Annotated in this window: 18 protein-coding genes; 14 read left to right on the top strand and 4 right to left on the bottom strand. The window is 39.8% G+C overall.

Translation table 11 applies throughout. The features are described 5' to 3' along the window. Window positions 1-262 precede the first annotated feature (262 nt). From rpoE to acpS, 11 genes are all read left to right on the top strand, one after another. Window positions 263-841 carry an RNA polymerase sigma factor RpoE gene (rpoE, locus tag MNY66_RS10560; protein ID WP_047257089.1) on the top strand — a complete coding sequence of 193 codons (579 nt, stop codon included), beginning with the start codon at window positions 263-265 and terminating at the stop codon, window positions 839-841. A 44-nt stretch (window positions 842-885) separates the two neighbouring features. Next, window positions 886-1,500, top strand: a complete 615-nt coding sequence (gene rseA, locus MNY66_RS10555) for an anti-sigma-E factor RseA (protein WP_047257088.1) — start codon at window positions 886-888, stop codon at window positions 1,498-1,500. Then, window positions 1,500-2,444: a sigma-E factor regulatory protein RseB gene (gene rseB, locus MNY66_RS10550; RefSeq protein ID WP_241500805.1), complete on the top strand. Its 945-nt coding sequence runs from the start codon at window positions 1,500-1,502 to the stop codon at window positions 2,442-2,444. The genes rseA and rseB overlap by 1 nt, the downstream gene beginning before the upstream one ends. 11 nt (window positions 2,445-2,455) lie before the next feature. Next, window positions 2,456-2,920 carry a SoxR-reducing system protein RseC gene (rseC, locus tag MNY66_RS10545; RefSeq protein ID WP_241500804.1) on the top strand — a complete coding sequence of 155 codons (465 nt, stop codon included), beginning with the start codon at window positions 2,456-2,458 and terminating at the stop codon, window positions 2,918-2,920. 446 nt (window positions 2,921-3,366) lie between these two features. Beyond that, the gene (gene lepA / locus MNY66_RS10540; RefSeq protein ID WP_047257102.1) at window positions 3,367-5,163 is read left to right on the top strand and encodes a translation elongation factor 4; all 1,797 of its coding nucleotides are present in this window, start codon (window positions 3,367-3,369) and stop codon (window positions 5,161-5,163) included. Between the two features lie 17 nt (window positions 5,164-5,180). Further along, window positions 5,181-6,152, top strand: coding sequence for a signal peptidase I (gene lepB, locus MNY66_RS10535; protein WP_047257085.1), 972 nt, complete (start codon window positions 5,181-5,183; stop codon window positions 6,150-6,152). Between the two features lie 263 nt (window positions 6,153-6,415). After that, window positions 6,416-7,096, top strand: a complete 681-nt coding sequence (gene rnc, locus MNY66_RS10530; protein WP_047257084.1) for a ribonuclease III — start codon at window positions 6,416-6,418, stop codon at window positions 7,094-7,096. Further along, window positions 7,093-8,001: a GTPase Era gene (gene era / locus MNY66_RS10525; RefSeq protein ID WP_047257083.1), complete on the top strand. Its 909-nt coding sequence runs from the start codon at window positions 7,093-7,095 to the stop codon at window positions 7,999-8,001. Before rnc ends, era begins: the two co-directional genes overlap by 4 nt. 13 nt (window positions 8,002-8,014) lie before the next feature. Next, window positions 8,015-8,761 (top strand): DNA repair protein RecO, encoded by a 747-nt coding sequence (gene recO, locus MNY66_RS10520; RefSeq protein WP_047257082.1) that lies wholly within the window; start codon window positions 8,015-8,017, stop codon window positions 8,759-8,761. 399 nt (window positions 8,762-9,160) lie between these two features. Next, window positions 9,161-9,892 (top strand): pyridoxine 5'-phosphate synthase, encoded by a 732-nt coding sequence (gene pdxJ / locus MNY66_RS10515; RefSeq protein ID WP_047256010.1) that lies wholly within the window; start codon window positions 9,161-9,163, stop codon window positions 9,890-9,892. After that, a complete protein-coding gene (acpS, locus tag MNY66_RS10510) occupies window positions 9,892-10,275 on the top strand; it encodes a holo-ACP synthase (protein ID WP_047256011.1) in 384 nt (127 codons plus the stop codon). Before pdxJ ends, acpS begins: the two co-directional genes overlap by 1 nt. A 23-nt stretch (window positions 10,276-10,298) precedes the next feature. Here the strand turns inward: acpS and MNY66_RS10505 are convergent, their stop codons facing one another. From MNY66_RS10505 to MNY66_RS10495, 3 genes are all read right to left on the bottom strand, one after another. Further along, window positions 10,299-10,559 (bottom strand): YfhL family 4Fe-4S dicluster ferredoxin, encoded by a 261-nt coding sequence (locus MNY66_RS10505; protein ID WP_047256012.1) that lies wholly within the window; start codon window positions 10,557-10,559, stop codon window positions 10,299-10,301. 462 nt (window positions 10,560-11,021) lie between these two features. Then, window positions 11,022-12,410 (bottom strand): sugar porter family MFS transporter, encoded by a 1,389-nt coding sequence (locus MNY66_RS10500; protein WP_047256013.1) that lies wholly within the window; start codon window positions 12,408-12,410, stop codon window positions 11,022-11,024. A gap of 364 nt (window positions 12,411-12,774) precedes the next feature. Next, window positions 12,775-13,335, bottom strand: coding sequence for an NADPH-dependent FMN reductase (locus MNY66_RS10495; RefSeq protein WP_241500803.1), 561 nt, complete (start codon window positions 13,333-13,335; stop codon window positions 12,775-12,777). Window positions 13,336-13,580: 245 nt separating this feature from the next. On the opposite strand from MNY66_RS10495, the gene leuE reads away from it, so the two are divergent. Both leuE and tadA read left to right on the top strand, forming a co-directional pair. After that, on the top strand, window positions 13,581-14,222 hold the full coding sequence (leuE, locus tag MNY66_RS10490) for a leucine efflux protein LeuE (protein WP_047256015.1): 642 nt from the start codon (window positions 13,581-13,583) through the stop codon (window positions 14,220-14,222). A 96-nt stretch (window positions 14,223-14,318) separates the two neighbouring features. Continuing rightward, on the top strand, window positions 14,319-14,804 hold the full coding sequence (tadA, locus tag MNY66_RS10485; protein WP_241501886.1) for a tRNA adenosine(34) deaminase TadA: 486 nt from the start codon (window positions 14,319-14,321) through the stop codon (window positions 14,802-14,804). A 152-nt stretch (window positions 14,805-14,956) separates the two neighbouring features. On the opposite strand, the gene mltF is transcribed toward tadA, so the two are convergent. Next, window positions 14,957-16,672 (bottom strand): membrane-bound lytic murein transglycosylase MltF, encoded by a 1,716-nt coding sequence (gene mltF, locus MNY66_RS10480; RefSeq protein ID WP_047256017.1) that lies wholly within the window; start codon window positions 16,670-16,672, stop codon window positions 14,957-14,959. A 275-nt stretch (window positions 16,673-16,947) separates the two neighbouring features. On the opposite strand from mltF, the gene purL reads away from it, so the two are divergent. After that, entirely contained in the window at window positions 16,948-20,835 is a 3,888-nt protein-coding gene (purL, locus tag MNY66_RS10475; protein ID WP_241500802.1) for a phosphoribosylformylglycinamidine synthase, read from the top strand. Window positions 20,836-20,878 lie beyond the last annotated feature (43 nt).

Below are 20,878 nucleotides of genomic sequence, written 5' to 3'. Positions count from 1 at the left end.
GCTTATTTTAGCCATTTAGACGATTGAATGGGTTGTCAGAAGAACAATTTTTATGCGTGGCTATTGGGATTTTAGCTAGTGGATCTTATCGATCCTTAACGATCCGCCAGGAATAGATCGTATCTTTTATTATTTTATTTTCAATTAAATTGAACTTCGCTAATTTTTGCGACTCAAAAGTTATGCTTGCTAAAGTAATGGATAACATAACTGGTGACGTGATGATTTATGTGGAGCCTGAATTCAGGAGAATTAGCCTGGAATGAGCGAGCAACAGACAGACCAAATGTTGGTCGATAAGGTACAGCAAGGCGATAAAAAGGCCTTCAATTTGTTGGTAGTTAGATATCAGCATAAAGTTGCAAGCCTAGTTTCACGCTATGTACCGCAAGCTGATGTGCCTGATGTCGCTCAGGAAGCTTTTATTAAAGCTTATCGTGCGATCAGTTCATTTCGCGGTGATAGTGCATTTTATACTTGGCTGTATCGGATCGCCGTTAATACAGCGAAGAATTATTTAGTGGCTCAGGGTCGCCGTCCTCCGGCTTCAGATTTAGAAGCCAGTGATGCAGAAAATTTTGAAGCTGCCAGTGCGCTAAAAGAAATTTCGAACCCTGAGAATTTAATGTTGTCAGAAGAATTAAAACGTGTGGTTTTTAAAACTATTGAATCGCTTCCTGAAGATTTACGCATGGCGATAACACTTAGGGAGCTTGATGGACTGAGCTACGAAGAAATAGCAGAAGTCATGGATTGTCCCGTCGGTACAGTGAGATCGCGTATCTTCAGGGCCAGAGAAGCCATCGATAGTAAAGTGCAGCCACTGATCCAACAACACTGACAGTAAATGTAATTGTGGTGCTAATAACTTAAGGGTATTTAAGCATGCAAAGAGAGAAACTTTCCGCATTGATGGATGGTGAAGTTCTGGAACCAGAATTTATCAGCACTGTCTCGCAAGATTCAGCGTTACAGCAACGCTGGGAGAGCTATCATCTCATCCGTGATACATTGCGTGGTGATACCGGTGAGGTTGTCCATTTTGATATTGCGAGCCAAGTTGCTCTGGCGCTTGAAAATGAGCCAGTGCAGTTGAATCCGCAAGCAATTCCAGAATCACAACCTACCCCGGCTCATTGGGGGGCACCTATTTGGGCAAAAATTCGTCCTTGGGCGAGCCAAATTACACAAGTCGGTATGGCTGCATGTGTTTCATTAGCAGTTATTGTAGGTGTTCAACAATATAATAAAGATGGTGATATTGTGGCTCAGCCAGAGTATGCCGCTTTTAATACTGTACCGGTGGGAGCAGGGGCACCTGTGAGCCTAAATGTATCTAATGAGCAATTATTTGGTAATGAACAACAAATGCAGGTAGAACAACGTAATCAGCGTATCAATACTATGCTTCAACAGTATGAGATCGAGCGCCGTTCTATGTTGCAAAATAGTGATCAACCTATGCAGCCTGTCTCTTCTGCTGGAGCTAAACAGCAATAATGAAATATTGGTTATCCGTCGTCTTTTTGGCGGGCGGCCTACTAGCATCTAGCACTGTTTCAGCGGCACAATCTGGAGCTGAAACAGTGTTAGAAGATATGGGGAATGCCGCTCAACGCTTGTCTTACGAAGTCTCCTTTATCACTATTAGCCCACAGAGTATTACTCCTGGCCGTTATCGGCATGGCTTGATTAATAAGCAGCCGGTGGCTCAGATGATCCAAATGGATTCATCGCGCCGAGAAATCGTGCAAAAAGGCAATGTCATTAGCTATTTTGAGCCTGGTTTTGATGCTTTTAGCCTAAATGGTCAATATATCGTTGATCACCTACCGTCAGTCATTTTTGCTAATTTCCCACAATTAAGCGCATATTATAACTTTATCGATGCTGGCCGCACACATATTGGTGATCGTCCTTGTTTAGTTATTCGTGTTATCTCGAAAGATAACTCTCGCTTTAATTATGTTTTATTAATTGATGAAGAAACACGCTTACCATTGAGAATTGATTTACTCGATAATAACAACGAAACACTAGAGCAATTTAGAGTGATTTCAACGGTGTTAGATAGTAAGTTGGTGCATGATTCGTTAATCGCGTTGAGTAAATTGAATCTTCCACCTTTACTAGTGGCGCCTAAAAATGAAAAACCAGCATTCACTTGGCGTGTAGGTTCTGTTCCACCAGGTTTTGAGGAAATATCTCGCTCTCGGCGTAATATTCAGCAAGGTGATCAACTTGAAACGGCTATGTTTAGCGACGGGCTGTTTAGTTTCTCTGTTAATGTGACGAAAGCCGGAAATGGTAAACTCATCGAGCAACCTATTAGCCGAGGGCGTCGAACTATTTATACGTTAACTCAAGGGCAAAATGAGGTTACTATCATTGGTGAACTGCCATTAGCTACGGCGAAGCAAATTGCATCCAGTATTCGTTTTTAGGAGTTGGAAAAATGATTAAAGAGTGGGCAACCGTTATTCGTTGGCATCAAGGCCGTGCATTATTGCGTTATGGTGCCTCCTCTGGTTGCGGAAGTTGTAGTGCTCGTGGTGCTTGTGGTTCTTACGTGCTAGATAAAATAACCCCTGAAATTGAGCACCAGCTCGAAATTTCTATTGATCAACCACTTGAAGTTGGACAAAAAGTAGAAGTTGGCATTTCTGAAGGTAGTTTATTACGTTCAGCGATGTTAGTTTATTTATCACCTTTATTAGGGTTATTTTTATTGGCTGGTATTCTACAAGCCAATGATTTTTCTCAGATCTGGGTGTTTATCGGTGGAATGATTGGTGGCATTGTGGGCTTTCTATTAGCTAAAAAAATAGCTCATTATTGGGCTGGCGAAGCCGCATTTGAACCTGTTATTTTACAGATTGGTTTACCTCCAACCGAACTTCTTACTCGTACTGAATGCTGACAATTCTGTGTTTGTCAGTAAAAAAACAGAATAAAACTCTCGGTGAGAATAATTAAAGTGACATTCTAGTGAGTGCTCATTGAGCGATGAAGGATTCTCCTCCTCACTATATTTGACGTATAGATTTGACTTCGACTAACAATCTAACATAATAACTACGATGATTATTTTATTTACGAATTCTCTTAATTATTGAAAACTCATACCAATTATTCATAGCATTGTCGCGCTATAAATTAGCGTTTTAGCTATTTTTAGCTGTATCAATTGCCTTAATACACAGGATTTACCTTAGTTTTACATTGAATCTTTGTGTTAACTATCTCTTCTATGTAAAATGTTGCCAATTACTCAACTTGTGACATACATAGCGTTTTAGCTTTGGGTATGAAATTCACCCTAAGCTGATTTTGTAAGGCAATTTAAAAGAAGATATTACCTTGAAAATCAATAATATAAGAAACTTTTCAGTTATTGCTCATATCGACCACGGCAAATCAACATTGTCGGATCGTATAATTCAAATTTGTGGTGGTTTAACCGATCGTGAAATGGAAGCCCAAGTTCTGGATTCTATGGATCTTGAACGTGAACGAGGGATTACCATTAAAGCTCAGAGCGTTACGCTCGACTATAAAGCCGCTGATGGTGAAACTTATCAGTTGAACTTTATCGATACACCAGGCCATGTTGACTTTTCTTATGAAGTCTCTCGCTCTTTGGCTGCCTGTGAGGGTGCATTGTTAGTGGTTGATGCTGGGCAAGGCGTGGAAGCGCAGACGCTGGCGAACTGCTATACCGCTATCGAGATGGATTTAGAAGTTGTTCCTGTTCTGAATAAAATCGATTTACCAGCCGCGGATCCTGAGCGTGTCGCCGATGAAATTGAAGACATTGTGGGCCTTGATGCTCACGATGCAGTGCGCTGCTCGGCTAAAACCGGTGTTGGCGTACAAGAAGTTATTGAACGTTTAGTTCGAGATATCCCCCATCCCACCGGTGACGCGGATGCACCTCTTCAAGCGTTAATCATTGACTCATGGTTTGATAACTATCTGGGCGTAGTATCGCTTATCAGGATTAAAAACGGTACCTTGCGTAAAGGCGAAAAAATCAAGGTCATGAGTACAGGCCAAGTTTATAATGCCGATCGCTTAGGTATTTTCACCCCTAAACGTGTTGAACGTGATACGTTGCATTGTGGTGAGGTTGGCTGGTTAGTGTGCGCTATTAAAGATATTACAGGCGCGCCGGTTGGTGATACTTTGACAACATCTCGTATGCCAGCAGATAAAGCATTACCCGGTTTTAAAAAAGTAAAACCACAGGTTTATGCTGGATTATTCCCAGTAAGCTCTGATGATTATGAAGCTTTCCGTGATGCGTTAGGTAAACTGAGCTTAAACGATGCATCATTATTCTATGAGCCAGAAACGTCAACTGCATTAGGTTTTGGTTTCCGTTGTGGTTTCCTTGGATTACTCCATATGGAAATCATCCAAGAGCGGTTAGAGCGCGAATATGATCTTGATCTTATCACTACCGCGCCAACGGTAGTGTATGAGGTTGAAATGACTAATGGTGAGGTTATTCAAGTTGATAGCCCGTCCAAATTGCCACCATTAAATAATATTAATCAACTACGTGAACCGATTGCTGAATGCCACATGTTGATGCCAAAAGAATATTTAGGCAATGTAATCACCCTCTGTGTCGAGAAACGAGGGGTGCAAACCAATATGGTGTATCACGGAAACCAAGTTGCATTGACCTATGAAATTCCGATGGCAGAAGTGGTTTTGGATTTCTTTGATCGATTAAAATCAACTTCACGTGGTTATGCTTCTCTGGATTATGGTTTTAAACGTTTCCAAGCCTCTGACATGGTAAGAGTTGATGTACTTATTAACGGCGAGCGCGTTGATGCCTTAGCATTGATTACTCACCAATCTAACTCTCAATATCGTGGTCGTGAATTGGTTGAAAAAATGAAAGAGCTAATCCCTCGTCAGCAATTTGATATTGCTATTCAGGCAGCCATTGGCAACCATATTATAGCTCGTTCTACGGTTAAACAATTACGTAAAAACGTACTTGCCAAATGTTACGGTGGTGATATTAGTCGTAAGAAAAAACTGTTGCAGAAACAGAAAGATGGTAAGAAACGTATGAAGCAGGTCGGTAACGTAGAGCTGCCTCAAGAAGCATTCTTAGCGATATTACATGTCGGAAAAGACAACTAATTTGAAAAGGAGTATCAATGGCTAATACCTTCGCCTTGATCCTGACGCTGGCAACACTGTTTACCGGGATTATTTGGTGTTTGGATCGATTTAAGTTTGCGCCAGCAAGAAAGCGTAAGCTTAAAAAGCTTCAGGAAATGACTAAAGGTAGTATAGATCAGGAAGAGCTAAAAAAGGTAGTTCGCAAGCCAGGTTGGATGGAAACAAGTACATCTATTTTTCCTGTGTTAGCCATTGTACTGATAGTTCGTTCCTTTATTTATGAACCTTTTCAGATCCCTTCCGGCTCAATGATGCCAACCTTATTGGTTGGCGATTTTATGCTGGTGGAAAAATTTGCTTATGGGCTGAAAGATCCGGTGACACAAACAACATTAATTGCTACGGGAAAACCGCAGCGTGGTGATATCGCGGTATTTAAATACCCGAAAGACACTAATGTTGATTTCGTAAAACGTGTAATTGGATTACCGGGCGATAAGATTGTTTATAACCCACAGGCCAAAGAACTGACTATTTATCCAAATTGTTCTAATAATGATTGCCAAAAAGAGTTACCTATTGTCTATGGGCCGCTTGATCCGAGTGAATGGACAATGTTCTTTAATGTTGATTCTGTAGTGGAAAGTCAGAAAGGGAACTATCAAATTCCTTTGGATCAGCCAGTTCCTAATTATGCCTTGCGTCAATATGAAAGAACGGAAAAATTAGGTGATGTTCAACACCAAATTTTGATTATTAGACAAGCAATGACTGAATCCCGTTATATTCAGCCTGGAATGCCACTCAATGAATGGATTGTTCCAGAAAAACAATATTTTATGATGGGAGATAACCGAGATAATAGTTCCGACAGTCGTATGTGGGGCTTTGTTCCAGAGCAAAATTTTGTTGGACGAGCGGTATTTATCTGGTTAAGTTTGGATAAGCAAGAAAATGAATGGCCGACAGGGATCCGTTTTAGTCGAATGGGGCCGATAAGCCAGTAACTGTATTATCAGTAGCCGTATCAATAGTTATTGATGTGGGTTTTAAATTTAAAACCCACATTTTACGAAGCTTTATTTAGCATCACAGTGTACAATAATTTATATTAATCTGATTGGCTTATTTTTAAGCGGATTTCAGTTCGATTTATTGAAATGTCCTATTAAAAAAGTCAGTGCAAACGCAACAGTTTTGTAAAGTCAGGGATTTTACAGGTCTGTTGCGTGTGCTTTTTTATCAATCTACTAAAGTCGGTTGGTCGCGCATGAACCCTATTTTAATTGAGAAGTTACAGCGTAAGCTGGGTTACCATTTTAGACAGCATGATCTATTAGTCCAAGCACTGACACATCGCAGTGCGAATAGTAAGCATAATGAACGCTTAGAGTTTTTAGGTGATTCAATTCTAAGTTTTGTTGTTGCAAATGATCTCTATCATCGCTTTCCGAAAGTAGATGAAGGTGATATGAGCCGAATGAGAGCCACACTTGTCCGTGGGAATACGCTAGCAGAAATCGCCCGTGAGTTTGAACTGGGTGAATGTTTACGCTTAGGTCCTGGGGAGCTTAAAAGTGGCGGGTTTCGCCGCGAGTCTATTTTGGCTGATACAGTAGAAGCATTAATTGGCGGGATCTTTTTAGATAGTGATATCCAGACTATTGAAAGAATTATTCTTGATTGGTATAAGTCAAGACTGGATGAGATTAGTCCGGGTGATAAACAGAAAGATCCAAAAACACGTTTACAAGAATATCTGCAGGGCCGTCATTTACCTCTACCGACTTATTTAGTTGTACAGGTTAAAGGTGAAGCTCACGATCAAGAATTTACTATAGATTGTCAAATTAGCGGTATTGAACAGCCGGTAACTGGTGTAGGTTCAAGCCGTCGTAAAGCTGAGCAAGCAGCTGCAGAGCAAGCATTAAAAATTTTGGAGCTTGAATGACCGAACAAATAAACTATTGCGGTTTTGTGGCAATAGTCGGCCGACCTAACGTAGGCAAATCTACATTACTGAACCAATTATTGGGACAGAAAATATCCATTACTTCGCGTAAACCACAAACCACTCGACATCGTATTATGGGTATTCATACAGAAAATGAGTACCAAACCATTTATGTCGATACTCCTGGTTTACATATTGAAGAAAAACGAGCAATTAACCGTTTAATGAACCGTGCAGCATCTAGCTCTATCGGTGATGTTGAATTGGTTATCTTTGTCGTTGAAGGAACTAACTGGACCGCTGATGATGAAATGGTAGTGAATAAGCTAAAAAGCTTGCACTGTCCTGTTATTTTAGCGATCAATAAAATTGATAATGTGGTTGATAAAACAATTTTACTGCCACATATTGGTATTATTAGTAAAAAAATGAACTTCTTAGATGTTGTTCCGATCAGTGCCGAAAAAGGCATGGGCGTCGATACCATTGCTAAGATTGTTCGTAAACATATGCCTCAAGCAGATCATCATTTCCCTGATGATTATATTACTGATCGTTCTCAGCGTTTTATGGCCTCTGAAATTATCCGTGAAAAACTGATGCGTTTCCTAGGCGAAGAATTACCCTATTCAGTAACGGTAGAGATTGAACAATTCGTTGTCACAGATAAAGGCAGTTACCATATTCACGGTCTGATCCTCGTTGAACGAGAAGGACAAAAGAAAATGGTTATTGGTAATAAAGGCAGCAAAATTAAAACTATCGGCACTGAAGCCCGTATCGATATGGAAAGATTATTTGATACTAAAGTACATTTAGTACTATGGGTGAAAGTGAAAGCAGGCTGGGCGGATGATGAACGTGCATTACGCAGCCTCGGCTATGTTGATGATCTAAAATAATAGGTCTATCTCTGTGAATGGTTGGCAGCGAGCATTTGTACTTCACGCAAGGCCTTATAGTGAAACTAGTCTATTATTAGATATGTTCACTGAGGGCGAAGGGCGGGTGTGTATTTTAGCCAAAGGTGCTCGCCGTAACCGTTCACCATTAAGGGGCTGTCTTCAGCCCTTTACTCCTCTGTTGATCCGCTGGGGAGGAAAAGGTGCAGTTAAAACCTTAACTAGTGCAGATGCTGTTTCTTTAGCTTTGCCGTTATCTGGTACGGTATTGTACAGTGGTTTATATGTTAACGAATTAGTTTCTCGGATCTTAGAGCAAGGTACCGCTTATTCTTCATTATTCTTTGATTATTTAGAATGCCTTCAGACTCTAGCGGCTAGTGAATATACCCCGGAGCACGCGTTACGTCGTTTTGAACTTTCTTTATTATCTCATATTGGTTATGGCGTTGATTTCCTTCACTGTGCAGGAAGTGGCGAACCAGTTTCAGATACCATGACTTATCGTTACCGTGAAGAGAAAGGATTTATCGGTAGCTTAATTATCGATAATTTCAGTTTTACAGGCAAGCAACTGAAAGCTTTATCACAGCGTGAGTTTTCTGATGTTGATAGTTTGAAAGCAGCAAAAAGATTTACACGGATAGCACTAAAGCCTTATTTAGGCGGAAAACCATTAAAAAGTCGTGAATTATTTCGTCAGTTTACCCGTCCTATTAGCCAAATAAATATAAATAAGCCTGATGAAAGTTTAGTTTAGTTATTATAGGTTCATAATATAATAATTATTTTCATATTAAATAAAGTTATTTTTATTTTACTCTCTCCTTATGATTAATATTCTTATTTATATATTCTAATTGATTGATTGGTGTTTTTAGCCATATTTATATTTTATTTTTTATATTAAAAATAAAATATACCGTTTAATTTATTAAAATCATCTTATCCAGTATGTTAAATATAAACAATCACTCAATAAAATTAGTCAATAAATTTGCGAAGTGGATCTGAAAAATATTGATGAATTTGTGTATGCGATATCATTTATTGTCTGTGACAATATAAAGTCTGATATTTTTTACACCAAAAGATAAATTTGCAGTAGGATAGAGGTAGAAAAAACATCCCAATTCAAACAAGATTGTAGGAGTAAAACGTGGCTGAATTGTTATTAGGTGTAAATATTGACCATATTGCAACGGTAAGAAATGCGCGAGGTACACAATATCCCGATCCAGTACAGGCGGCATTTGTAGCTGAACAAGCGGGTGCTGATGGAATTACAGTGCACTTACGCGAAGATCGCCGCCATATTACAGATAGAGATATCGAGTTATTAAAAAATACAATTCAGACTCGTATGAATTTAGAAATGGCAGTGACTGATGAAATGGTTGATATTGCTTGCCGAATCAAGCCTGATTTTTGCTGCCTAGTGCCTGAAAAACGAGAAGAAGTTACTACAGAAGGCGGATTAGATGTTGCTGGTCAAAAAGATAAAATTACCGATGCTGTTAAACGTTTAACCGCGGCAGGCATTCAAGTTTCATTATTTATCGACGCCGATCATCAACAAATTGACGCTGCTCAACAAGTAGGAGCTCCATTTATTGAGATCCATACGGGGGCTTATGCTGATGCAGCCTCTGCGAATGAGCAAGAATTAGAGTTTCGTCGTATTAAAGATGGTGTTTCTTATGCTGCTAGTAAAGGCTTAAAAGTAAATGCAGGGCATGGATTAACCTATCATAATGTCCAGCGTATTGCGTTATTGCCAGAAATTTATGAATTAAATATCGGCCATGCAATTATTGGGCGCGCATTATTTAGCGGCTTGGCGCAAGCTGTCTCTGATATGAAACAGTTACTTAAGGAAGCGCGTAATTAATGGCTATTGTTGGGCTCGGTACGGATATCGTCGAAATATCCAGAATTAGCCGAGCGATTGAACGTTCGGGCAGTAGTCTTGCCAAACGTATTTTGACCGAGCATGAATTAGCACAATATTTGCATCATGCTCAACCAGAACGTTATTTAGCTAAGCGTTTTGCCGTGAAAGAAGCGGCGGCCAAAGCATTAGGTACGGGGATCCGCCAAGGATTAGCGTTCAATCAATTTGAAATTAAAAATGATGCATTGGGTAAACCGGTATTATCATTATCTGGAGCCGCATTAAAGTTAGCACAGTCGCTGGGTATCTCGACACTTCACGTCTCTATTACTGACGAACGTAGCTATGCTTGTGCGACCGTGATTGCAGAAAAAACATGAGTAATGCCGGTATAGTAAATAGACTAAATTTTATCAGCGTGATGAAGTAGTACAAATTTATCCCATAATTGATCCTGTGATTCTATATATGCGGGATCAATTATAATAGTATTATTGATAGGGCATACCGATTGACAAGTTGGTTTGTCATAATGACCGATACATTCAGTACAGCGGTTCGGATCAATCTCGTATATTTCATCCCCCATATAGATAGCATCATTCGGGCATTCGGGTTCACACATATCGCAATTAATGCATTTTTTGGTAATTAATAAAGCCATATCAACATCTTATAATTTATCTGGTTGAATATTAGTAACTTATATCTTGCACTTATTCGTTACGTGAAATTGGAATTAATGTCTATTTTAACTAAAAAATAAATATTTACTCAAACAATAATCAATAAATTATTATGTAGTATTAGTAATTTATTTCTAGAAATTAATATCAAAATTTAAACCTTAGAATTTAAAACCTAGACATTAAAGAGTAGAAGTTGATCCTGAAGAGTTAAGCAAAGGCTAAACGAAAATATCTCCGGTAAAACAATACTAAACCAACGGTATTTTAGTTGCAGACTGCGTAATATAAAGTCAATAACTGGAAAATAGAGCAATGACTAAAGAGAGATTAATGTAAATAATAAATATAATCTGATTAAGATTTAGGATAAATAGACGCTATTTAGCCGCAATAAGTAGGCCCTAAGAGCCTACTTATTATGCTAAAGATAATATCGATTATTTACCTAGTTGACGTAATGAACAACCGCTCATTAAGTTTTTCTCAATATGCTCTAACGATACCCGTTTAGTTTCAGGTACAAACATAAAGGTAATGATAATAAAGATAAAGTTCATAACCGCATAAATCCAGAATGTATTGGAATCACCAAATTTATTTAATAAGGTTAAGAATGTAGCGCTGACTAGCATATTTGCTATCCAGTTTGCGCTGGTTGAGCAAGTAATACCAAAATCACGCCCTTTTAAAGGCTGAATTTCAGAGCATAATACCCAAATTAGTGGGCCGGCGCTCATTGCAAAGCCTAAAATAAATACCAGCAGCATTAACACACTAAAATATTGACTAAATACGGTGTGATTATCCATTTGGAACATAAAGGCTAATGCACCCATTCCGATAGTCATGACGGCAAAGCCAGTTAATAAGATTGGTCGTCGACCAAAGCGGTCAACAATTGAAATCGCGATAAAGGTAGCTATAACATTAATTAAACCAATTAATATGGTACCGTACATTTGTTGTGTTGTGGATGCAAAACCGGCCAAAGAAAAAACTTTCGGCGCATAATACATAATCACATTAATTCCGGTGAGCTGTTGCATAAATTGCAAGCCAATCCCAAGGATCACAGCACGACGAAAATTATTATTTTGTCTAAATAATTTAAATCCTGTTTGTTTTAATTTTAAACTATTTTCTATTTCTGTTAGCTCTATTTCAACCTCTTGTGATGTTTGTCGAAGTTTTAATAAAATATCTTTTGCTTCGCCCATACGTTCTTTTGTTGCTAACCAACGTGGGCTTTCGGGGAGAAAAGAGACTCCAATTAATAATAAGATAGCAGGAATGGTAATAATACCCAGCATCCAGCGCCAAGCACCATCATAACTGAATCCAGTATCAGAAATAAATGCCACTAAAATACCGATAGTGATCATTAATTGATACATCGAAATCATCCCACCACGTATTTTCTTCGGTGCTATTTCTGATAAATAGATCGGCGCGGTAAATGAAGAAATCCCAATCGCTAAACCTAAAATTAAACGTGAAATAATCAAAACTTCAACATTTGGTGAGAAAGCTGAGCTTATTGCGCCAATAATAAATAACATAGCGCTTATCAGTAGTGTGCCTTTACGTCCTCGAAAGGAAGTTAGCCAGCCACTGGATATTGCACCGACAGCAGCACCAAACATCATGGAGCTTACAACTAATTCTTGTTGTAAGGCAGAGATATGGAAAGTTTTACTAATAAAAGGTAAAGCTCCTGCAATAACACCGGTATCTAAACCAAAGAATAGCCCCGCTAACGCGGCCATCATCCCGACAAGGATAACGACCATATTATAACTAACATGCTCTTTTTTATTTAATGACATAATTGCCTCGGAGATTTTATTATTGATGTTGATTTTCAGTATAGAGAATAAATAAAAATATAATTAGCGCATTTACAAAACTAGATAAAACAATGGTTAATTTAAAAAATAAATTTATATTTTGAATTAAGTCATTAGTTGTTTTTATTTGGTTAATTTAAATAATTTAATTTGTATTCATATATTGATTTAATTCTCATTTGAGTTTTCTAATTAATAAATGTCAGTCTTGAAGTGATATTCCTTAATTGACTTGTTTGTTATAGTCTTTAATGATGATAAATAATTAATGATATTTAGGATGTGATTTATGCTGGCTAATAATTTTATTAGTCACCAGCATAAAACAAAAACGACATGCTCTTTATTTATTGGCAATTTTGGCAATGGTATAAGTAGAAAATTTATCCATCCATTGTTGTAGGAAAGTTAGTGTTCTTTCATTGGTAATATTATCTTGATCGTCAATCATTCCATCTACCCAGTGAATAAAGCCTTCAGGCTGGGGCATCGTTTGAACATTTAAAAAAGAGAGAATATTTCGCAGATGTTGCTGAGCTAATGCGGTGCTTATTGATCCCATTGATGTACCAATAATTCCAGCTGGTTTTGTCGAAAAGATATTTGTTCCGGCAGGTCTTGAGCCATGATCCAGTGCATTTTTTAACACACCAGGCACTGAACGATTATACTCAGGAGTGACGATTAGTAAGCCATCACAGAGGGTAACTTGGGAATGAAAATCAAGAACTTCAGTTTTTGGAACGAGATCATCATCTTGGTTATAAAGAGGTAATTTGCTGATATCAATAAAATTAAAGGAGAGTCTATTATCAGCTAATTTTATTAGGGCCCGAGCGAGTTTTCTATTTAGAGAGTCGGTACGTAAACTACCAACGATAACTGCAATTTGATAATTACTCATAATTTGTACTCCGTTATTTTATACCAATAACTTTCATTTATTAAAATAATATATGTCATATTATTTCGATTGTGGAATGAATTTAAGTAAATAAATATGTATTCCTTAGATGAGTAATAGTGTTCATTTTAGGAAATTTATTTATTGGCAATAGTTTATCCATTCACAAAATGAAAAATCTGTGTTAAAAAATTTGTATGAATATTTTTAATAACAATTTAAAAGCGTAAAAAGCAAGGAATAAAATGTTTGAAGATATTGGTATTGTTAATTTTTGGACCTATATGGCAGGATTGATTCTGATTATTCTAGTTCCTGGGCCCAATTCACTTTATGTTTTAAAATCAAGTACTTCTTATGGAACTCGTGCGGGGTATAAAGCAGCATTAGGTGTTTTTACTGGGGACGCTATATTGATTTTTCTTTCTTTTATTGGCGTTGCTTCGCTGATTAAAGCCTCTCCGTTTTTATTTGATTTAATTCGTTATTTAGGTGCCGCTTATTTACTGTATTTAGGAGGCAAGATCCTCTATTTTAACTTGCTATGTCGCACCAGACCACAGGATAACTCTGCCATAGCTGTCCGCACTGAAGATCAGTTTACTAAAGCGTTAATGCTGAGCTTAACTAACCCGAAAGCCATTTTATTTTTTATGTCATTTTTTATTCAATTTATCGACTTTAGCTATGCACATACCTCGCTTTCCTATTTAGTCTTAGCGTTAATATTAGAATTGGTGAGTTTTACTTATTTGAGTACATTGATTTTTGGTGGCTATTTTATTGCTCGCTATTTTCGTCAGCAGCAAGGTTTAGCTAAAGTAGGAAATTGCGCTGTAGGGACCTTTTTTATGGGATTTGCGGCAAAATTAGCTCTTTTCAGCTGATGATGATTTGCAGTCAAAGCATACATCAGCAATAATTATCGATTATTTAATATCGATGAGGTTGATGTGACCCAATCCGAGAGAGATCAATACTGGATGCGATATGCGATGCAGTTAGCTAAAAAAGCTCAGGATATTGGCGAGATACCTGTGGGAGCAGTATTGGTTAAAAATGATCAATTAATTGCTGAAGGTTGGAATCGACCAATTAGTGATAATGATCCCACCGCACATGCAGAAGTTATTGCACTTCGCGCGGGGGGGGAGCGATTAGTTAATTATCGTTTATTAGATACTACACTGTATGTCACATTAGAGCCGTGCGTTATGTGTGCTGGTGCGATGATCCATGGGCGAGTAGGGCGTTTAGTTTATGGAGCGAGTGATTTTAAAACCGGCGCCTGTGGTTCATTATTGGACGTTATAGGGCATCCAGGAATGAATCATCGCATAGAGGTGGTTTCTGGGGTATTAGCTGAAGAATGTGCTGATTTATTAAGTCAATTTTTTAAGTTACGTCGTGAGCAGAAAAAACAGCAAAAATTATTAGCTCAAGCTGCAGCTAAATCAGCACAACAATAGGGATATTTATTAATATTTAAGTTGCTTAATTTAATCGCGCTATTGAATCAACTCCCCCCTTGGAGAAACTACTAGGGGGGAGTTATTGTTTCATTTTCAGTACTTCGTCTACGGGTAGCCAAGTTCGAACTAATTGATAGTTAACAATGGAGTTAATGTTCTGTACTAGGCATCAGCGGAATAGAGCGAATATCATCATGAGATTGTTGACTAGCTTGTCTCTGCAATTGCTCTGTTCTTTTATGATAAATCGAAAGAAAATGATCGCCGAGAATATTCCCCGGATTTACCGCAGATATTTTATTTGGCATTGACTGATTCTGCCGATTTTTCAGACTTACTTTTTCTTGTGGTACAGAATAAGATTTAGTTGCTGGATAACTATTTGGCTCGATATTTGAATCACTATTCTGCTTAATAATGGCTGATGAGGTACTCTCGTCTATAGGTGCAAACAAACGGGCTTGCAGTTCATCAGGCTCCGTTAACGGCTTATTTTCTTGATTATATAGATAACCGACTAAACTTTGCTGATAACGGCGAATATTTTCGACATAGCGATAGGCTTCATGCCCACGTGCATAGCCGTAGTTGAGCTGGGTATAGTATTTTTTCTGGGTCAACAATGGCAAGCGAGATTTAACATCTAACCATCGATTTGGATCGCCTCCTTGCTGTTCAGTTAGTTTACGTACATCTAACATGTGACCATAACCCATATTATACGCGGCTAAAGCAAACCAAATGCGTTCATCGTCGGGGATAGATACCGGTAAACGTTGCATAATATATTCAATATAAGCCGCCCCACCTTTAATACTTTCTTCGGGATCTAAACGGTCTTGCACTCCCATGGTAGCTGCTGTCGGCTTGGTTAACATCATTAGACCACGTACTCCTGTGGGGGATGTTGCCTGTGGATCCCAGTGGGATTCTTGCCAAGCGATCGCCGCTAATAAACGCCAATCAATATTATGCGCATATTTTTCAAATAAGGGCCGATAATCAGGTAAGACTTTATTGATAGCACTAATAAAGGTCAACGTATCAAAATAATCAAAGCTGCCGACATGACTAAAATACTTTTCTTCTAAGCGGGCTAACAATTCTTCTTCATTACTGGTATTGAAAAAATCCAGCAAAGCCGCGTTGAGACTATCGTCTGCTGTTCGCTCCATATACCAAGTGATGGCATTTTCTTCACCGAGATCGAACGCAATCGCGGCTTGAGGATGAATACGCTGTTGCAGTGATACCGAGATAGAATCTTCGAGCGTATAGTCTATTATCCCTTCAGCCACCATTTCTAGCAGCTGGTGGGTACTATAGTCGTTGGTTTCCTGCCAGCTTAGTTCCGGATAAAATTGTTTTAACTGTTTGAGCGTTCTAGCATGCGCGGAGCCTGCCATGACCACAAATTTCCCGTTAACTTGATCAAATGATTTAGGTCGAGTCGTACCTTTCCGGTAAATTAATTGTTGCGATACGGATAGATATTGTGGACCCGCTTGGGCATTTTTTAAGCGATCTTGATTATACAGTAAGCCCGCCGTGACTAGATCAGCTTTATCTTTTTTTAGATCATCAAACAGCTGATTTATGGTTGGTCTAACCGTAACCTTAAGTTTGACGCCGAGATAATCGGCAAAATGTTGTGCGAGTTCATAATCAAAACCGCTAATTTCATTTTTATCGTTAATATAGATCAGTGGTGAACTGATAACACTGACGCGCAACTCTTTGCGTGACAGTATTTTTTTTAACTGCGATTCCTGGTGGCCTGACCAATGAGTATCTAAGCCAATAATAGCGGCAGATAAAAAAGCAATAATAGCGATAACGAAATAATGTATTTTTAAATTATTCAAACAATTATATCTCGTTAGTGGTACTGGTGTTGTCGTAATAAAAACTCAAATCGAGCTAAATTTAGTATGGTTATATTCCCAGTAATCTGACATTCTGCGAAACAATTTAGCGCGGTGCAACAAAAATTGTCTATTTTATATGAGAGATATTTTATCACTTTGCTTTATTTTTGCTCACGCAAACGGTTTCGTATTGGTGAACATTGCTTTATAATGGCATCAGTTCCCCTGCATTGATGGTCAGGGCTGGCGTTCAAAAGAGAGAATCAAAGACTATGGAAATTTTGCGTGGCTCACCTGCTTTATCAGCATTCCGTATCTCCCGCTTACTGACATTATTTCAGCAACAAGAGATCCCAATTACTGATATTTACGCTGAATATGTACATTTTGCTGATTTAGCGGCACCGCTAAGTGATAGTGAAAAAGAAAAGCTGGAAAGTCTGCTCAAATATGGCCCATCGCTTCCGGAACATACGCCTTTCGGGAGGTTATTACTGGTTACGCCAAGACCCGGAACTATCTCTCCATGGTCATCTAAAGCTACCGATATCGCGCATAATTGTGGTTTAACGGCAGTTAAGCGGATTGAACGCGGTATTGTTTATTATATACAAGCGGATACGTTGACTGATACTCAACAGCAGGCGGTTGCTGCTGTATTGCATGACCGTATGATGGAAGTGGTATTTACCTCAATGGATCAAGCCGCTGCTTTGTTTGTACAGCATCAGCCTGCACCGCTGAAGGTGATTGATATATTATCTCAGGGGCGCAGTGCTCTTGAACAGGCTAATACAGCGATGGGATTAGCCTTAGCTGATGATGAAATTGACTATTTATTGGCGGCCTTCGCAAAATTACAGCGTAATCCTACCGATATCGAACTGTATATGTTTGCACAAGCTAACTCTGAACATTGCCGTCATAAAATTTTTAATGCCGATTGGATTATTGATGGTGAAGCTCAGCCTAAATCGTTGTTTAAGATGATCAAAAACACCTTCGAGCAGACACCTGATTATGTATTGTCTGCCTATAAAGATAATGCTGCGGTAATGGAAGGTTCTTCAGTTGGGCGTTTTTTCCCCGATGCACAAAACCGCAATTACGATTATCATCAAGAAGATGCCCATATTTTGATGAAGGTCGAAACGCATAATCACCCAACAGCAATTTCGCCATGGCCGGGGGCGGCAACGGGGTCTGGTGGAGAAATTCGTGATGAAGGTGCAACAGGGCGTGGCGCTAAACCTAAAGCGGGCTTAGTCGGATTTTCTGTGTCTAATCTGAGAATTCCCGGTTTTGAACAGCCATGGGAAGAAGATTTCGGTAAACCATCACGCATTGTTAGTGCGTTCGATATTATGATGGACGGTCCATTAGGCGGCGCTGCATTTAATAATGAATTTGGTCGTCCCGCACTGTTGGGCTATTTCCGCACCTATGAAGAAAAAGTCACCAGTCATAACGGTGAGGAATTACGCGGTTATCATAAGCCGATCATGCTTGCCGGTGGGATCGGTAATATCCGTGCAGATCATGTCCAGAAAGGTGAGATCTCCGTTGGGGCTAAGCTGATTGTACTCGGTGGTCCGTCAATGAATATCGGTTTAGGTGGCGGAGCTGCGTCATCGATGGCCTCCGGTCAATCCGATGAAGATTTAGATTTCGCTTCGGTTCAACGGGATAACCCAGAAATGGAACGCCGTTGCCAAGAAGTTATCGATAGCTGCTGGCAAATGGGCGACGATAATCCGATTCTTTTTATTCATGATGTCGGTGCTGGTGGTTTATCCAATGCGATGCCTGAGTTGGTAAGCGATGGTGGTCGAGGTGGTCGTTTCGAATTACGCAAAATTCTAAATGATGAACCGGGCATGAGCCCACTAGAAGTGTGGTGTAACGAATCGCAAGAACGTTATGTTATGGCTGTATCTCCTGAAAAATTGCCAATCTTTGAAGCAATTTGTCAACGTGAACGTGCACCTTATGCGGTCATTGGTGAAGCGACAGAAGAACATCATTTATTATTGAATGATCAACATTTTGATAATCATCCTATCGATATGCCACTAGATGTATTGTTAGGTAAAACACCCAAAATGCTGCGCGATGTTACAACCCAGCAGGCGCCAGCACAGGCATTAGATAGAGCGGCGATTGAGTTACACGATGCGGTAAAACGTATTATGCATTTGCCAGCAGTGGCTGAAAAAACATTCTTAATCACCATTGGTGACCGCTCTGTGACTGGCATGGTAGCGCGTGATCAAATGGTGGGACCGTGGCAAATTCCGGTCGCCGATTGCGCGGTAACGACGGCGAGCCTAGACAGCTACTATGGTGAGGCTATGTCTATTGGTGAGCGTGCACCAATCGCATTATTGGATTTCGCGGCTTCTGCACGTATGGCGGTGGGGGAAGCTCTAACCAATATTGCATCGGCTTATATCCAAGATTTAAAACGTATTAAGCTATCAGCTAATTGGATGGCTGCCGCAGGGCATCCAGGTGAAGATGCGGGATTGTATGCCGCCGTAAAAGCGATTGGTGAAGAATTATGTCCTGCGTTAGGGATAACTATTCCTGTAGGCAAAGATTCGATGTCGATGAAAACGCGTTGGGATGAAAATGGCGAAACTAAAGAGATGACATCGCCGTTATCATTGGTGATCACCGCGTTTGGTCGGGTTGAAGACGTGCGCTTAACTGTCACGCCGGAATTAACCACCAAAGTTGATAACCGACTGTTATTAATCGATTTGGGACAGGGACATCATGCGCTCGGTGGATCGGCATTAGCCCAAGTTTATCGCCAGTTAGGCAGTAGTACGCCTGATGTTCGTTCTCCTCAATTATTAGCGGCCTTTTTCCAGACGATTCAGCGTTTAATTGGCGAGCAAAAATTATTGGCCTATCACGATCGCTCCGATGGGGGCTTAGTGGTGACATTGGCTGAAATGGCGTTCGCTGGGCACTGTGGTATCAAGGTGGATATCAGTGCGTTTGACGATGATATTTTAGCCGCATTATTCAGCGAAGAGTTAGGTGCAGTAATGCAAATCCGCGCGTCAGACTTAGCGTATGTAAAGGCGTGTTTTGCTGAGGCAGGGCTAGCTGATTGCTTATTCGAACTTGGTAGTGCAACCTCTGGTGATGATATTATTATTAGTAGCCGAGACACTATTGTCTATCAAGAACGTCGCAGTACTTTGCGCCAATGGTGGGCTGAGACCACATGGCAGATGCAACGTATTCGAGATAATAGCGAATGTGCAGATCAAGAGCATCAGGCCAAACTTGACCTGACCGATCCGGGGCTGAATCCCCAGCTGACTTTTGATATTTCTGAAGATATCGCCGCGCCTTATATTATGCGTGGGGCTAAGCCAAAAGTGGCAGTACTGCGTGAGCAGGGCGTTAACTCGCATGTTGAGATGGCTGCAGCTTTCCATCGTGCCGGTTTTGATGCCGTCGATGTGCATATGAGTGATTTAATGGCAGGTAATCGTTCATTGGAAGGATTCCATACGCTGGTGGCTTGTGGTGGATTCTCTTATGGAGATGTCTTAGGTGCGGGCGAAGGATGGGCTAAATCAATTCTGTTTAATCCGCGAGTAAGTGATGAATTTTCGGCGTTTTTTAATCGTCCGGATACCTTGTCATTGGGCGTGTGTAATGGCTGTCAGATGATGTCGAATTTACGTAGTTTGATCCCCGGTGCTGAATTATGGCCACGCTTTGTTCGCAATCGGTCTGAACGTTTTGAAGCTCGTTTTAGTTTAGTTGAGGTCGCAGATAGCCCATCATTGCTATTTAAAGATATGGTGGGATCGCGTATGCCGATTGCCGTCTCGCACGGTGAAGGTTTAGTTGAAGTTCGTGATCCAGCACATTTACAGCAGTTAGAAGCCAATCATTTAGTGGCGTTGCGCTTTGTCGATAACTTTGGCCAAGTGACAGAGCAATACCCGGCTAACCCAAATGGTTCAGCTAATGGGATTACGGCAGTCACGACGACGGATGGGCGTGCTACTGTGATGATGCCACATCCTGAACGTGTTTTCCGTACCGTTAGTAACTCGTGGCACCCAGCTGAGTGGGGCGAAGATAGCCCATGGATGCGTATTTTCCGTAATGCGCGCCGTCAATTAGGTTAATTTATTTCGTAATATCAATAAACTATCTTGTTATTTCCACCCT

It is taken from the genome of Moellerella wisconsensis (assembly GCF_022592395.1).
Taxonomy (GTDB): domain Bacteria; phylum Pseudomonadota; class Gammaproteobacteria; order Enterobacterales; family Enterobacteriaceae; genus Moellerella; species Moellerella wisconsensis.
Note: the sequence above shows the minus strand (reverse complement) of the source record. Positions and strands in the feature narration are given on the sequence as shown.

Bases quoted from the DNA above. Each gene is read 5' to 3' on its own strand.
- rpoE (WP_047257089.1), top strand. From the start codon at position 263: ATGAGCGAGCAACAGACAGACCAAATGTTGGTCGATAAGGTACAGCAA.
- rseA (WP_047257088.1), top strand. From the start codon at position 886: ATGCAAAGAGAGAAACTTTCCGCATTGATGGATGGTGAAGTTCTGGAA.
- rseB (WP_241500805.1), top strand. From the start codon at position 1,500: ATGAAATATTGGTTATCCGTCGTCTTTTTGGCGGGCGGCCTACTAGCA.
- rseC (WP_241500804.1), top strand. From the start codon at position 2,456: ATGATTAAAGAGTGGGCAACCGTTATTCGTTGGCATCAAGGCCGTGCA.
- lepB (WP_047257085.1), top strand. From the start codon at position 5,181: ATGGCTAATACCTTCGCCTTGATCCTGACGCTGGCAACACTGTTTACC.
- rnc (WP_047257084.1), top strand. From the start codon at position 6,416: ATGAACCCTATTTTAATTGAGAAGTTACAGCGTAAGCTGGGTTACCAT.
- era (WP_047257083.1), top strand. From the start codon at position 7,093: ATGACCGAACAAATAAACTATTGCGGTTTTGTGGCAATAGTCGGCCGA.
- acpS (WP_047256011.1), top strand. From the start codon at position 9,892: ATGGCTATTGTTGGGCTCGGTACGGATATCGTCGAAATATCCAGAATT.
- MNY66_RS10505 (WP_047256012.1), bottom strand. From the start codon at position 10,559: ATGGCTTTATTAATTACCAAAAAATGCATTAATTGCGATATGTGTGAA.
- MNY66_RS10500 (WP_047256013.1), bottom strand. From the start codon at position 12,410: ATGTCATTAAATAAAAAAGAGCATGTTAGTTATAATATGGTCGTTATC.
- MNY66_RS10495 (WP_241500803.1), bottom strand. From the start codon at position 13,335: ATGAGTAATTATCAAATTGCAGTTATCGTTGGTAGTTTACGTACCGAC.
- leuE (WP_047256015.1), top strand. From the start codon at position 13,581: ATGTTTGAAGATATTGGTATTGTTAATTTTTGGACCTATATGGCAGGA.
- tadA (WP_241501886.1), top strand. From the start codon at position 14,319: ATGCGATATGCGATGCAGTTAGCTAAAAAAGCTCAGGATATTGGCGAG.
- purL (WP_241500802.1), top strand. From the start codon at position 16,948: ATGGAAATTTTGCGTGGCTCACCTGCTTTATCAGCATTCCGTATCTCC.